This window comes from Cupriavidus basilensis (genome assembly GCF_029335485.1).
Taxonomy (GTDB): Bacteria; Pseudomonadota; Gammaproteobacteria; order Burkholderiales; family Burkholderiaceae; genus Cupriavidus; species Cupriavidus basilensis_E.
In genome coordinates, this window is record NZ_JARJLM010000482.1 from 27,519 (window position 1) to 41,557 (window position 14,039).

General features: G+C 66.6%; 12 protein-coding genes and 1 tRNA gene. 8 read left to right on the forward strand and 5 right to left on the reverse strand.

The features are described from left to right. On the forward strand, positions 1–1,116 hold the full coding sequence (locus P3W85_RS29585; protein ID WP_276267369.1) for a PrpF domain-containing protein: 1,116 nt from the start codon (positions 1–3) through the stop codon (positions 1,114–1,116). Positions 1,117–1,329: 213 nt separating this feature from the next. After that, positions 1,330–2,073 (forward strand): serine O-acetyltransferase, encoded by a 744-nt coding sequence (cysE, locus tag P3W85_RS29590; protein ID WP_017225835.1) that lies wholly within the window; start codon positions 1,330–1,332, stop codon positions 2,071–2,073. A gap of 138 nt (positions 2,074–2,211) precedes the next feature. Here cysE and P3W85_RS29595 read toward each other — a convergent pair whose 3' ends face one another. The 4 genes from P3W85_RS29595 to P3W85_RS29610 form a co-directional block, all read right to left on the reverse strand. Next, a complete protein-coding gene (locus tag P3W85_RS29595) occupies positions 2,212–3,009 on the reverse strand; it encodes a UDP-2,3-diacylglucosamine diphosphatase (RefSeq protein ID WP_276267370.1) in 798 nt (265 codons plus the stop codon). A gap of 87 nt (positions 3,010–3,096) precedes the next feature. After that, positions 3,097–3,597 (reverse strand): peptidylprolyl isomerase, encoded by a 501-nt coding sequence (locus P3W85_RS29600; RefSeq protein ID WP_017225603.1) that lies wholly within the window; start codon positions 3,595–3,597, stop codon positions 3,097–3,099. 21 nt (positions 3,598–3,618) lie between these two features. After that, complete coding sequence (locus P3W85_RS29605) at positions 3,619–4,203, reverse strand: peptidylprolyl isomerase (protein ID WP_017225604.1); 585 nt, start codon at positions 4,201–4,203, stop codon at positions 3,619–3,621. Between the two features lie 79 nt (positions 4,204–4,282). Further along, positions 4,283–4,978, reverse strand: coding sequence for a tetratricopeptide repeat protein (locus P3W85_RS29610; protein ID WP_276267371.1), 696 nt, complete (start codon positions 4,976–4,978; stop codon positions 4,283–4,285). Between the two features lie 434 nt (positions 4,979–5,412). Between P3W85_RS29610 and cysS the strand changes: the two genes are divergently transcribed. The 6 genes from cysS (at position 5,413) to P3W85_RS29640 (ending at position 11,862) form a co-directional block, all read left to right on the forward strand. Next, positions 5,413–6,801 carry a cysteine--tRNA ligase gene (gene cysS / locus P3W85_RS29615; RefSeq protein WP_276267372.1) on the forward strand — a complete coding sequence of 463 codons (1,389 nt, stop codon included), beginning with the start codon at positions 5,413–5,415 and terminating at the stop codon, positions 6,799–6,801. Beyond that, entirely contained in the window at positions 6,786–7,691 is a 906-nt protein-coding gene (locus P3W85_RS29620; RefSeq protein WP_276267373.1) for a DNA-3-methyladenine glycosylase family protein, read from the forward strand. Before cysS ends, P3W85_RS29620 begins: the two co-directional genes overlap by 16 nt. A gap of 125 nt (positions 7,692–7,816) precedes the next feature. Next, positions 7,817–8,788, forward strand: coding sequence for an acetyl-CoA carboxylase carboxyltransferase subunit alpha (locus P3W85_RS29625; protein WP_017226263.1), 972 nt, complete (start codon positions 7,817–7,819; stop codon positions 8,786–8,788). After that, positions 8,754–10,202: a tRNA lysidine(34) synthetase TilS gene (gene tilS, locus P3W85_RS29630; RefSeq protein WP_430869647.1), complete on the forward strand. Its 1,449-nt coding sequence runs from the start codon at positions 8,754–8,756 to the stop codon at positions 10,200–10,202. Before P3W85_RS29625 ends, tilS begins: the two co-directional genes overlap by 35 nt. 165 nt (positions 10,203–10,367) lie before the next feature. Next, positions 10,368–11,618, forward strand: coding sequence for an aspartate kinase (locus tag P3W85_RS29635; protein WP_035818946.1), 1,251 nt, complete (start codon positions 10,368–10,370; stop codon positions 11,616–11,618). A gap of 150 nt (positions 11,619–11,768) precedes the next feature. After that, positions 11,769–11,862, forward strand: a tRNA-Ser gene (locus tag P3W85_RS29640). 1,001 nt (positions 11,863–12,863) lie between these two features. Here P3W85_RS29640 and P3W85_RS29645 read toward each other — a convergent pair. Beyond that, the coding region (locus tag P3W85_RS29645) for a type VI immunity family protein (RefSeq protein WP_276267374.1) at positions 12,864–14,039 on the reverse strand (1,176 nt) is incomplete at its 5' end.

Below are 14,039 nucleotides of genomic sequence, written 5' to 3' on the forward strand. Positions count from 1 at the left end.
GTGGAGATTCCGGCCTACTACATGCGCGGCGGCACCAGCAAGGGGGTGTTCTTCCTGGCTGACGACCTGCCGTCCGACCCGGCCGAGCGCGATGCCGTACTGCTGCGCGTGACCGGTTCGCCCGATCCGTGCGGCAGGCACGCCGACGGCATGGGCGGCGCCGGCGCCGGCATGGTGGTGCTGGTGCGCGCCTCGCAACGGCCGGACTGCGACGTGGACTACCTGCTGGGCACGGTGGCGACCGGCGAACCGCGCATCGACTGGTCCGGCAACTGCGCCGACCTGTCGGCTGCGGTGGGTCCGTTCGCGATCTGGCGCGGCTTTGTACCGGCGCGCGACAGCGTCACCACGGTCCGTATCCGGCAGCAGGATAGCGGCCAGGTATTGCTTGCGCATGTGCCCTGCCGCAACGGCCATCCGCTGGAGGACGGCGATTTCGGCGAGGAGGGCGTGCCGTTCCCGGCGGCCGAGATCGTGCTCGATTACCTGGCGCCGGCCATCGCGCCGCCACCCTTGTGTCCCACCGGCAAGGTGGTGGACAGGCTCGACGTGCCTGGCGTCGGCGCCATCGAGGCAACGCTGGTCGCGGCGGGCCATCCCACGGTGTTCGTGCTGGCCGCCGCCGCAGGCCTGGTCGGCACCGAGTTGCCCGAGCGCATCAACGGCGATGCCTTGCTGCTGGCCCGGCTCGAAGCGATTCGCGCGCAAGGGGCGGTGGCCATGGGCCTGGCGCCCGACGCGCACGATCCTCCGTCCGTGCCCGCGATCGCCTTGGTGGCGCCGCGGGCCGGCTATCGCTGCAGCGCCGGCGCCTGGATCGAGGCCGAGCGCATCGACGTGCTGGCCCGCATTCTTTCCACGGGGCGCGCTTGCCACGGCCTCAGCGTGACAGCCGGCATCGCGCTGGCGGTGGCGGCCAGCCTGCCGGGCTCGGTGGTGCAGCGGGCCGCGGCGCATAGCGGCGGCCGGACCCGTATCGGCCATGCATCGGGCACCCTCTCGGTGGGCGCCGTCACGGCCCTGCGCGATGGTGCGTGGGTGATGGAGCGCGCCGTGATCAGCCGCAGCGCGCGCCGCCTGATGAGCGGCCTGGCCCACGTGCCCGAGCGATGTTGATGGGTGGCGCCGGAATCGTCTGTGCCACCGTGGCTCGCGCCCCGGTACCGGCTGCGGCGATGGCGCCTTTTCCGTCAATGTCCATGGCGGCGTCAGGGCAACAAATCTCTTACACTCCCTGATCCCGTTTCTACCGGCCAATGACCATGCCGGCGATCGCGCAAGTCCTGCCAGGGCACGCGGCGCACGGCGTGGCAACACGACACGACCAAGATGTTCTCTCGTCTGAAGGAAGATATCGACGCCATCATGCGGCGCGACCCCGCCGCGCGCAGCCGTCTGGAGGTGCTGACCTGCTATCCCGGCCTGCATGCCGTGGTGTTCCATCGCCTCGCGCACACTTGCTGGAATGGCGGGTTCCACTGGCTGGGCAGATGGATTTCCCACTGGTCCCGTTTTTTCACCGGCATCGAGATCCATCCGGGCGCCAAGGTCGGGCGGCGCGTGTTCATCGACCACGGCATGGGCGTGGTGGTGGGCGAGACCGCGGAAATCGGCGACGACTGCACCATCTACCAGGGCGTGACCCTGGGCGGCACCTCGCTGTACAAGGGGCAGAAGCGCCACCCCACGCTGGGCACCAACGTGGTGGTGAGCGCCGGCGCCAAGGTGCTGGGCGGCTATACCATCGGCGACGGCGCGCGCATCGGCTCCAATGCCGTGGTGCTCAAGCCGGTGCCGGCGGGCGCCACCGCGGTGGGCGTGCCGGCGCGCATCATCCTGCCGGATGCGCCGAGCGCGCAGCAGGGTGCCAAGCAGGAGTTCTCCGCCTACGGCATCACCCCGAATGCGGACGATCCGGTATCGCTGGCGCTTAAGAGCCTGATCGACAACGCGGCGCAACAGCACGAGCGCATCGAGACCGTGCTGGCCGCGCTGGACCGGCTCGGCGAGCACCTCGAGAACACGCCGAACGACCGCTTCGACGCGAGCGAGCTGCGCAAGCTGATGAAGTAGGAAAGGCGGGGCTGCCGCGAACGGCCGGCGGTGAGGCTAGGCCGCCCGTGCGTCTTTGGCAGTGCTGGTGGCGTCGATGATGGTGGTGATTGGCTTGTCGCCGGCGCGTCCGGCGCCAGTCAGCCTGGTCCCGCCTGGTCAGTCCACCCGCACTTGCGGCAATACGCTGAATCCGCTCGCATCCAGCTGCAATACGGCGGCGCGCGGCCGCTTGCCGTCGAGATCCCAGTCGGTCAGTACCCAGCGCACGCCTTCCGGGCTTTCGTGCCGGGCGGGGCGGTGAGTGTGGCCATGCACCAGCACCGGCGCACGGCTGGCGCGCAGCAGCGAGGCCACGGCCTGCGGGGTGGTGTCGCCATAGTCTGGCGGCGCGTCGCGGCGTGCCTGGCTGGCACGGCCGGCCTCGCTGTCGGCACGCAGGCGGCGCGCCACGCGCAGCCGCAGCGCCAGCGGCAGCGACAGGAACACGCGCTGTACCCAGCGCTTGCGGGTCCAGCGGCGAAAGCGCATGTAGCGCTCGTCGTCGGTGCACAGCATGTCGCCGTGGCTTAGCACGACGCGCTGGCCGGCGCATTCGATCACGCTGGGGTCGGGCAGCAGGGTGGCGCCGGCGGCGCGCGCGAAGCGCTGCCCCAGCAGGAAGTCGCGGTTGCCGTGCATCAGGTACACCTGCACGCCGCGTCCCGCGAGCTTGCGCAGCGTGGCCGCGACCTGCGCGGCGAAAGGGCTGTCGGTTTCCTCGTCGCCTACCCAGAATTCAAAAAAATCGCCCAGGATGAACAGGGCGCGCGCATCGTGCGCGGCGCGTTCGAGCGCCTGCTCGAAGGAGGCCAGCGTGCGCGGCATCTCCGGCGTGAGATGCAGGTCGGAAATGAACCACGCCGGCGCCGGCACCGCGAGGGCGCCGGCAGCCGGCGTGGATGGGGTCGCAGTCATGCGTATGGAAAGAGAATCTGGCCTGACTTCATGCCGCGACCCCGCGAAGGCCCGGAGGAACGTGTCCCGGCGAGGATTGCCAGTGGCTTATTCGGCCACCACGGCCTTCTCGATGATCACGTCCTCGAGCGGCACGTCCTGGTGGAAGCCTGCGCTGCCGGTGCGCACGCCCTTGATCTTCTCGACCACGTCGGTGCCGTCGGTCACCTTGCCGAACACGGCGTAGCCGAAGCCTTGCGGGGTCGGCGAGGTGAAGTTGAGGAAGTCGTTGTCGACGGTGTTGATGAAGAACTGCGCGGTGGCCGAGTGCGGTGCGTTGGTACGCGCCATGGCAACCGTGTAGCGATCGTTCTTGAGGCCGTTGCCGGCTTCGTTCTCGATCGGGGCATCGGTGCCTTTCTGCTTCATGCCGGGTTCGAAACCGCCGCCCTGGATCATGAAGTTCTTGATCACGCGATGAAAGATGGTGTTGTCGTAGTGGCCCTTGCGCACATACGACAGGAAGTTTTCCACCGACTTGGGCGCTTTTTCGGCGTCGAGTTCAATGGTGATGACACCCTGGTTGGTGTGGAGTTCTACCTTGGACATTTGCTTTCCTTTGTTCGGTGGTTATTTGACGACGGTGGCCGACTCGATCACGATCGGCGTAGCGGGCACATTGTGCATCGGGCCATACGAGGTGGTAGGCGCGCTCTTGATCTTTTCGACAGTATCCATGCCTTCTACCACCTTGCCGAAAACGGCGTAACCGTTGCCGTCCGGCTGCGGATAGTCGAGGCTGGAATTATCCGCCACATTGATGAAGAACTGGGCGGTGGCGGAGTTGGGATCGCTGGTGCGTGCCATGGCGACCGTGCCGGCCTTGTTCTTCAGCCCGTTCTGGGATTCCAGCGGGATCGGCGAGCGCGTGGGCTTTTGCTTCATGTCGCGGTCGAAGCCGCCGCCTTGCACCATGAAGCCGTTAATGACGCGATGGAAGATGGTGCCGCCATAGAAGCCGCTCTTGACGTACTCCATGAAGTTCGCCACGGTCTTGGGCGCCGCGTCGGGATAGACCTCCAGCGTGAACTTGCCGGCACTGGTGACGAATTGCACCCGTTCGGCTTTCGCCTGCTGTGCCTGCGCGGCCAGCGGCGAGAGCGCCAGGGTGCCGGCAATCATGCCGGCAAGGACGAGGCGACGCGAAAAGATCATGCTTGACTCCATGGATCGGGGTAACTATTTGGAAACAGCGGGGCGGGGCGGATGACCGGCCCCGCCAGCCAGGCAAGGTTTACCGCGCGGGCGCGGCAGCCGGAGCGCTGGCTGCCGCGGCAGGCTTGCGGGCGGCGCCGGCCGGCTGGCTTGCCACGGCCGGTTGCAACTGCCTGAGGCCGGCGGCGGCACCGGCTTCCTTGGGGTTATGGCGCAGTGCGTCGCGGTAGGCATTCTCAGCCAGGCGGCGATAGACGTCGCCCAGGTTGGCATAGCCGACGGCGAAATCGGGTTTGACATCGATCGCGATCAACAATTCCGCCTCGGCGCGCTTGAGGTCGCCGCGCTTGGCATACAGCAGGGCCAGGTTGTTGTGCGGTTCGGGCAGTTCCGGGAAATCCTGGGCCATGGAAGCCAGCGCCGCGATGGCTTCGTCCTCGCGCCCGGCCTGGGCCAGGGCCCAGGCACGCTCGAAACGCGCCTGCGCATTGCGCGGATTGGTGGCCAGCACGCGGTCGAAGCGGTCGATTGCCTCGTCATAGCGCTTCTGCGACGCCGCTTTCTCGGCGTCGGCCATGCCCGGGTCCGCCGAGCGCACACCGCCGGCCGCGGCGGCCGGGGCGGCGAGCGACTGCGGTCCGTTCTGCGCGCGGGCGGGTGCCGCCACGGCCAGCACGCCTGCCAGGATGGCCGCCAGGGCGAGTGAGGCCGCCGCAATGCGTCGGTGCGCGGGCTGGGGTGAAGCGGTTGCTATGGTGGGCAGGAACAGGCTCATGTATGGGCGGTCCGTTATACTCCGCGGCATTCTAGCAAAGCGCGGCCATGCCGGCCCGGGTATCGGCGCCATCTGCCGCCAATGCCGCCTTTGCGGGCCTGCCGCGGTTCGCCGCAAGGCGGGCGAGGGGCCACCGCGGCCGGGCGCTTCCGGTAAGATATGGGGCGCGCCTGTTTGCGCAGGCGCAAGTAGCCGGTCCCGCGAATGGCGCGACAATGGCGCATCTGGTGTCTCGCAAGGGTTGTCCCGCCGTACCGTTGTCCCTGCCATCCCCGTTTTCCCGCCGCGTGGCGGGAGAGCCAGCCCGTAGCCGGTCACGGGCGCTCCGGAGCAGGGCGGCGCGGCGCGGGCAGCCGGGCGGGCACCAGTTTGGTGCCAGTGACGTACCCGCTGCCATGCCACCGGCAGGATTTCTCATCCATTCACCTTGTTTCATGCATCCTCTGAATATCTACAACACGCTCGCGCGTGAAAAACAGCCTTTCGTGCCAATCGAACCCGGCCGTGTGCGCATGTATGTGTGCGGCATGACGGTGTACGACTATTGTCACGTCGGCCATGCGCGCGTGATGGTGGTATTCGACATGGTGCAGCGCTGGCTGCGCACCGCCGGCTACCAGGTGACCTACGTACAGAACATCACCGATATCGATGACAAGATCATTCGCCGCGCCGCGGAGAATGGCGAGACCATCGGTGCGCTGACCGACCGCTTCATCCGCTATATGCACGAAGATGCCGATGCGCTCGGCATCCAGCGCCCGGATCACGAGCCGCGCGCCACCGCCTACGTGCCGCAGATGCTCGACATCATCGGCAAGCTGGAGGCCCGTGGCCTGGCCTACCAGGCCAGCGACGGCGACGTGAACTACGCGGTGCGCAAGTTCCCGAACTACGGCCGGCTGTCGGGCAAGTCGCTCGAAGACCTGCGCGCCGGGGAACGCGTCGCCGCCAATGAAGCCAAGCACGATCCGCTCGATTTCGTGCTGTGGAAATCCGCCAAGGAGAGCGAGCCTGCCGAAAGCAAGTGGGACTCCAAGTGGGGCACGGGCCGGCCTGGCTGGCATATCGAGTGCTCCGCGATGAGCTGCGCGCTGCTGGGCGAGCACTTCGATATCCACGGCGGCGGCGCCGATCTGCAGTTCCCCCACCACGAGAACGAGATCGCGCAGTCCGAAGGCGCTAGCGGCAAGACCTTCGTCAATATGTGGATGCACAACGGCTTCGTGCGCGTCAACGACGAAAAGATGTCGAAATCGCTCGGCAATTTCTTCACCATCCGCGATGTGCTCAAGGAGTACGACGCCGAGGTGGTGCGCTTCTTCATCCTGCGCGCGCACTACCGCAGCCCGCTGAACTACAGCGATGCCCACCTCGACGACGCCCGCCATTCGCTCACCCGCCTTTACACCGCGCTCAAGGACGCGCAGCCCGACGGCCGGCCGCTCGACTGGGAAGAGGCGCATGCGCGCCGCTTCGTGGAGGCCATGGGCGATGACTTCAACACACCGGTGGCCATGGCCGTGCTGTTCGACCTGGCCGGCGAAGTCAATCGCACCGGATCGCCGGAGGTGGCGCGACAGCTCAAGGCGCTCGGCGCTACGCTCGGCCTGCTCGAGCGCGATGCGCATGCGTTCCTGCAGGGGGGCAAGATGGCCGGCGGCCTGCAGCCGGCGCAGATCGAAGCCCTGATCGCGGCGCGCAAGCAAGCCAAGGCCGAGCGTGATTTCGCGCAAGCCGACCGCATCCGCGCCGAACTGCTGGAGGGTGGCGTCATCCTTGAAGACAAGCCGGGCGGTGTCACCGAGTGGAGGCGCGCTTGAACGCTGCCGTGCGCAAGACGGCGCCGCCCGCGGCGCCGTCCAAGACTGCTGCGGCCACCAAGGCCGCGCGAGTGGCCAAGCCGCCCGCGCCGCTCAAGGCCGGCGCGGCGGCGAAGGTCGCCAAGCCGCCGAAGGGCGCGCTCAAGGCGTCCGGCCCGGTGGTCCGGGCAGACGGCAAGGCCGTGCTCAAGCCCGCGGCGCGCGCCTCCAAGGCGCCGGTGCTGCCGGAAGTCGAGGCGTTGCCGCTGCCGGTCGAGACCGTGGTGGATGCGGTGCGGCCGGCCTACTGGGACGAAGCCTGCGCCGACCTGATGAAGCGCGACCGCATCCTGCGCAAGATGATCCCCACCTACGGCCCGGCGCACCTGATCTCGCGTGGCGATCCCTTCATCACGCTGGCACGGTCCGTGGTGGGCCAGCAGATCTCGGTCAAGGCCGCGCAGACTGTCTGGGAACGCCTGGCGGCGATGTGCCCCAGGCTGACGCCCGCGCAGATGCTCAAGGCCGGCCACGAGAACCTGGCCACCTGCGGCCTGTCGCGCCGCAAGGCCGAGTACATCGTCGACCTGGCCGAGCATTTCAAGGCGGGGCGGGTGCACGTCGACAGCTGGACCGAGATGGACGACGAAGCCGTCATCGCGGAACTGACGCAGATCCGCGGCATTGGCCGCTGGACCGCCGAAATGTTCCTGATGTTCAACCTGATGCGGCCCAATGTGTTGCCGCTGGACGACGTCGGCCTGATCAACGCCATTTCGGCGAATTACTTCAGCGGCGAGCCCGTCACCCGCAGCGAGGCGCGCGAGGTGGCGGCCAACTGGGAGCCGTGGCGCACTGTTGCCACATGGTATATGTGGCGCAGTCTTGACCCGCTGCCGGTGACCTATTAGGCTGGTGAATAGCAGAATTTGCAGAGAAGTTGCATGGAAGTGCGCGAGGCTGCATCCGCAGACTTGCGGTTTAGTGGGTGAATTCCGGTAGAATGCGCCCCTTCACAGACAGGTACGCGAGTCTCATGAAAACCACCTTCCTGGATTTTGAGCAGCCAATTGCCGAACTCGAGGCAAAGATCGAAGAACTGCGTTTTGTGCAGGACGATTCGGCTGTCGATATATCCGAAGAGATTTCGCGGTTGGCCGGCAAGAGCCAGCAGCTTACCAAGGACATCTACGCCAACCTGGCCCCATGGCAGGTGGCCCAGATCGCCCGGCATCCGCAACGTCCGTACACCCTGGACTATGTGCGGGAGATCTTCACCGATTTCCATGAACTGCACGGCGACCGCGCCTTTGCCGACGATCTCTCCATCGTTGGCGGCCTGGCCCGCTTCAACGGGCAGGCATGCATGGTGATCGGTCACCAGAAGGGCCGCGATACGAAAGAGCGCGCCATGCGCAATTTCGGCATGCCCAAGCCCGAAGGCTACCGCAAGGCCAAGCGCCTGATGGAACTGGCCGACAAGTTCGGCCTGCCCATCTTCACCTTCGTCGATACTCCGGGCGCATTTCCCGGTATCGACGCGGAAGAGCGCGGCCAGTCCGAGGCCATCGGCCACAACCTCTATGTGATGGCCGGCCTGAAGGTGCCCCTGATCGCCACCATCATCGGCGAGGGCGGCTCCGGCGGCGCGCTGGCGATTGCCGTGGGTGACGTGGTGCAGATGCTGCAGTTCGCCACCTACGCGGTGATTTCGCCGGAAGGCTGCGCTTCGATCCTGTGGAAGACCGCCGAGAAGGCGCCGGAAGCCGCCGAAGCACTCGGCCTGACCGCGCACCGCCTCAAGGCGCTCAGCCTGATCGACAAGATCGTCAGCGAGCCGCTGGGCGGCGCGCACCGCGACGTCAAGGGCATGGCCGCCATGCTCAAGCGTTCGCTGGCGGATTCGCTGCGCCAGTTCCAGGGCATGAGTGTGAAGGAACTGCAGGCGCGCCGTTATGAGCGCCTGCTCGCCTATGGCAAGTTCAAGGAAACCGGCGCACCGGGCTGACCCGTCCGCCGGCTTGACCGACAAGGTCGCACAGGCCCTGCAGGCCGGTGCGGCCTTTGTTGTTTCTGGCGACGGCGCGCGGGCAGGCACGGTGGCGGTGGCGCTCTCCGGCGGACGCGATTCCGTCGCGCTGCTGCATGCGTTGCGGGCGGCGGTGGCGGCGGGGTCGCTGCCGCTGCGCGTGGCCGCGCTGCACGTGCATCACGGCCTGCAGGCACAGGCCGACCAGTGGGACGACTTTTGCGCGTCGCTATGCCGCGACTGGGAGCTGCCGTTCTTCAGCCGCCGCGTCACAGTGAGCCAGCAGCATGGCGAAGGGCTGGAGGCGGCCGCGCGCCGGGCCCGCTACGCTGCGCTGGAGGCCATGTGCGACGAGGCTGGCGCGGCGCTGCTGCTGTTTGCGCATCACCTGGACGACCAGGTCGAGACCGTGCTGCTGCGCCTGTTCCGCGGCAGCGGGCTGGCCGGGCTGGGCGGCATGCCGCGGCTGCGCCGGATGGGCGCGCGGCAGCAGATCGTGCTGCTGCGTCCCTGGCTGGAGGTCGCGCGCGACGACATCGAGGCTTATTGCGCAGCCAATGCGCTCACCTGGATCGACGATCCCTCCAACGACGATCCGCGTTTCGCCCGCAACGCGCTGCGCGGGCAGATGCCGGCGCTGGTCGCAGCGTTTCCCGCGCTGCGCGCCAATGTGGCGCAGGCCGCCGCGCATCTGGCACAGGCCGGCGAACTGCTCGACGCGCTCACCACGCAGACGATGGCGGCCCTGGTGCGCCCGGCGCGCGATGCCGGCACGCTTGCCGAGCTTGACCTGCCCGGGTTGCGCGCGCTGTCGCCGGCCCAGGCCGACGCGGTGCTGCGGCTCTGGCTGCGCGAACTCGGTGTGCAGGCCCCGTCCACCGCGCGGCTTGCCGCCATGCGCGCGCAATTGATCGAGCACGCGGGCGGCGAGCCTGCCATCCATCATCAGACGCTGGTGCTGCGGCGCTTCCAGGGGCGCGTGCTGGCCTGCCGCGCCGAGCCGGCCATCGCCTCGGGGGACCTGGCGCTGCAATGGGCGGGCGAGGCCTGCCTGCCGGCGCCTGCATGGCATGGGGAGCTGCGCTTTACCCGCGACGATACCTTCGGCCTGCCGGAGGCCGTGCTGCGGCAGCCGCTGCGGCTGGCGGGGCGGCAGGGCGGGGAGCGCATCGTGCTGCGCCCGGGCGGGCCGGCGCGCGCGCTCAAGCAGGCCTACCAGGAGGCCGGCGTGCCGATGGCGCGGCGCGCGCGGCTGCCTTTGCTGTGGGCGGGCGGCCAGCTCGTGTTCGCGGCCGGGCTGGGCATGCACCGGCGCTGGCCGGATGCGCCCGCGGCGCCGCGCTGGCGCGTTGAATGGCTTGCGTGGTCCGGCAACGGCGGGCACATCGGATAAGCCGGATTAAGCCGCGCCAAGCGCTCGCCGTTGGTCCCGCTTATAGGCGGGCGAGTAGCGCGCGCCACTTCCCCCTGACTTCACTTGTCACGCCTGTGCCTTGCCTCCGGGCGCCTCTTCGTGTATTTTCAAAGGCTTTGTACAATCGCTGGCGTCGACAAGAAGATGGCTCTCATCGTTCACAAATACGGCGGCACTTCGATGGGTTCTCCGGAACGCATCAAGAATGTCGCCAAGCGCGTTGCCAAATGGCACCGCGCCGGTCACCGCGTAGTCGTGGTGCCTTCGGCCATGTCGGGCGAGACCAATCGCCTGCTTGGCCTTGCCAAGGAAATTTCGGCGCAGCCGAGCCCGCGAGAGCTGGATATGCTGGCCGCGACCGGCGAGCAGGCCAGCTCGGCCTTGCTGGCCATCGCGCTGCAGGGCGAGGGCGTCGGCGCGATCAGCTACACCGGCTGGCAAGTGCCGGTGAAGACCGACTCGTCCCACACCAAGGCCCGCATCGAATCGATCGACGACGAGCGTATCCTGGCCGATCTCGATGCCGGGCGCGTGGTCGTCATCACCGGCTTCCAGGGCATCGACGGCAAGGGCGACATCACCACGCTCGGCCGCGGCGGCTCGGATACCTCGGCCGTGGCGATCGCCGCCGCCATTGAAGCCGACGAATGCCTGATCTATACCGATGTGGACGGGGTCTACACCACCGATCCGCGCGTGGTCGAGGACGCTCGCCGCCTGGACCAGATCACCTTCGAGGAAATGCTGGAAATGGCCAGCCTGGGCTCCAAGGTGCTGCAGATCCGTTCGGTGGAGTTTGCCGGCAAGTACCGCGTGAAGACCCGCGTGCTGTCGTCGCTGACCGACCCCCTGATGCCGCTCGAGCAGGAAATGCACTCGGGCACGCTGATCACTTTTGAGGAAGAGTCTGAAATGGAAGCAGCCGTCATCTCCGGCATCGCCTTTGCCCGTGACGAGGCGAAGATCACCGTCCTGGGCGTGCCCGACAAGCCCGGCATCGCATACCAGATCCTGGGCCCGGTAGCCGACGCCAATATCGACGTCGACATGATCATCCAGAACCAGTCCGTCGACGGCAAGACCGATTTCACCTTCACCGTGCCGCGCGGCGAATACCAGCGCGCACTGGCCATCCTCAACGATGGCGTGAAGGCCCACATCGGCGCCGCCAGCGTATCGGGCGACCCCAAGGTGTCGAAGGTCTCGGTGGTCGGCGTGGGCATGCGCTCGCATGTCGGCATCGCCAGCAAGATGTTCCGCACGCTGTCGGAAGAAGGCATCAACATCCAGATGATCTCCACCTCGGAAATCAAGATCTCGGTGCTGATCGACGAGAAGTACATGGAGCTCGCCGTGCGCGCGCTGCATAAGGTGTTCGAGCTGGATCAGGCGTGATCCATGCGGGACGGGCCGCGCGCGGCTTGTCCAACTATCGGTCCATGCAAATATTTTTAATTAGTCGTCAAATCACCGTTGACCAATTGAAATCCGACCGATAGAATACGCGCTTCGTTGTGTGGCCTCCCTCACACAACGGCAGGTTTGGGAGACGTGGCCGAGAGGTCGAAGGCACTCCCCTGCTAAGGGAGCATCCGGGCCAAAACCTGGATCGAGGGTTCGAATCCCTCCGTCTCCGCCAGTTAATGGCGGCAGAACCCCGGAAGATCGCGGTCTTCCGGGGTTTTGTTTTTTGTGGCCGGTTCAAGAACTAGCAAGTCGACTATCAAAACGGTTGGCGCTTCGACAGGTCTCGCAAGGGTCGAAATTCAGGTTCCAGCAAGTTCCAAGGGGAAGGTACCCCATGTACGGGAAGGGGCTCGGTTTTGGGCTCCGAGGTGTCAAGTGACAATTCGGAGGGGGGCGTCTCATTTCAGATTTCCTCCTGACGCCACCCCGGGAATCGGATGCCACACGAACCCATCTGGCGATTTGCCAGGGTTCGATGGCGTCTGATCATGTCCCACCAAGCGCCTTCCTCCTGCCACCGTGCCCGCAGGCCTCGACATCGCCGGGCGACACCCGGCCGGCGTCCATTGTCAACGTCCGTTAGCCCTGCTGCGCGACAAGCGCCTCACACCGATGGAGCGCAGCTTGTATCTGGTGTTCCTCGCGGCCGTCTGCGAAGGGAGCATGCGCGCGCGTGAGGGCGTGGCTGGTGCAGCATCGTCGTCCCGGCCGTCCTGCCTGCAGCGCATCACGCCAGATCAGCAACGTGACCTGCGCTCGGCATTGCATCGGCTATCACTTTCCCCTCAAGGTTAGAACCAAGCGACGCGCATCCGGCTCACTAGGCGATCGGTTATGCGGTGGACATACCTGCATCATCTGTCCGAATAAAGTGTCTCGCCCCGTAACGGAAAACAGACGATGCGATCGCGATAGTGGTCATAGTGTTCGCGTACGGTTGCCGGAGCCACGGACTCGTTCCGAATATCGAGCATGTAGCGCGCGAACAGGGATAGATTCGGGACGTGCTGTAACGCGGCAATACCCAGAGACACCGCTGACAGAGTGACGAGTCCGACGACGATCCAAAACAGGGCGGGTTTCCCGTATCCGTTCATGGGGATGTCGCTTCGCTCACGCCGCGCGGTGTGACCGGTTCACGTAGATCGATGTCCCATTGCCGCGTCATGTGTGTCATCGCGTCTTAGCGAAAAACCAGGTGACATCCCGTCCGTGTACCTGGGGCATGGGCGTGCCATGCAGGAAGCTGCTCGGACCGGTAGGAATGTCCTCGCAGTGCCACACGCCGGGATAGGGGCAAGGCTGTCCGCTGATCACGCGCATGCCGGGCGGAGGTTGCTCGGTCCACAGCCAGGTCACGGGCACGCCGTCGACCAGCGGCAGCGATTCACCGTCGGCAACGCGACAGCGCACCAGGGGCTGGCCGGATTGCAGCCAGAGGCCGGCGCGTGGGGCGGGCTGGAGGCTCTGGGCTTCTCGGGGCGCTTCGGCAGGCGGTGTGATCTGCTCGCGTTGATCGATGTCCCATTGCCATAGCGTCATGCCGTGCGTGTGGCCGCTTTCGATGACAGGCAGGTGTTCGCCTTGCTCGAAGTGTTGGCGCATGCCGTGCTTGGCAGACGTGACCCACCAGCCGGCGCGCGGACAAGCCTCGCCGCCGGTGGCATGCGTTGGCGGTGGCTCTTGACGAGGCGCGTCGGGCGCGAGGCCGCGCATCTCGGGTGACGGCCAATCGCTGTCGTCGTCAAAGCGAGCGAGCCAGCGCTCGGTGTCGCGTCGATTGAAGCGCACGTTCGGATCGCCGTCCCACTCTCCGAAGCCGAGCAAGCTGAGCTTCGGGTGCCGCAGCGGTCGCAGCAGACGGTTGAGCATGACAGGCAACTCGGGCACACCGTTCTCCACCGGATGCAACTCCGGCTGCGGGCCAAGCTCGATCCACTGACCGCAGTCGAGCTCATCGATGCGGATGCGCGGATCGGTCAGGGCCGCACGCACGGCATCGCGGTCGATCGAGAGCTTCTCGCGCCAGATGTCCGACAGGAAGAAACCCCAGGTCGGCGGACGTAGGCCCGACGGTAGTTGGGGCGCTAGACTCATACTGAAAGGGTAGTCGGTATCGAGGCCGTAGAAATGCGGAGCAAGTGCCCGGTCCCAGACGGTGACTTCGGAGCGCGTGCCGAACTCCAGCGGATTGGCCATGGCGAAGCCGCTGTAGACTTGCTCGGGGCGCAGGCGCGTGATCGCGTCGTGTACGAAGCGACGCCAGACGTCGCGGTTGTCGAGCCACCACTGCCAGCGGTAGTAGAGGAGGATGCTTGAGTAGCCGGGCTCCCCAAAACCTAGATCCGA

Coding starts and splice junctions, on each gene's coding strand:
- cysE (WP_017225835.1), top strand. CDS start 1,330: ATGTTCTCTCGTCTGAAGGAAGATATCGACGCCATCATGCGGCGCGAC.
- P3W85_RS29595 (WP_276267370.1), bottom strand. CDS start 3,009: ATGACTGCGACCCCATCCACGCCGGCTGCCGGCGCCCTCGCGGTGCCG.
- P3W85_RS29600 (WP_017225603.1), bottom strand. CDS start 3,597: ATGTCCAAGGTAGAACTCCACACCAACCAGGGTGTCATCACCATTGAA.
- P3W85_RS29605 (WP_017225604.1), bottom strand. CDS start 4,203: ATGATCTTTTCGCGTCGCCTCGTCCTTGCCGGCATGATTGCCGGCACC.
- P3W85_RS29610 (WP_276267371.1), bottom strand. CDS start 4,978: ATGAGCCTGTTCCTGCCCACCATAGCAACCGCTTCACCCCAGCCCGCG.
- cysS (WP_276267372.1), top strand. CDS start 5,413: ATGCATCCTCTGAATATCTACAACACGCTCGCGCGTGAAAAACAGCCT.
- P3W85_RS29625 (WP_017226263.1), top strand. CDS start 7,817: ATGAAAACCACCTTCCTGGATTTTGAGCAGCCAATTGCCGAACTCGAG.
- tilS (WP_430869647.1), top strand. CDS start 8,754: ATGGCAAGTTCAAGGAAACCGGCGCACCGGGCTGACCCGTCCGCCGGC.
- P3W85_RS29635 (WP_035818946.1), top strand. CDS start 10,368: ATGGCTCTCATCGTTCACAAATACGGCGGCACTTCGATGGGTTCTCCG.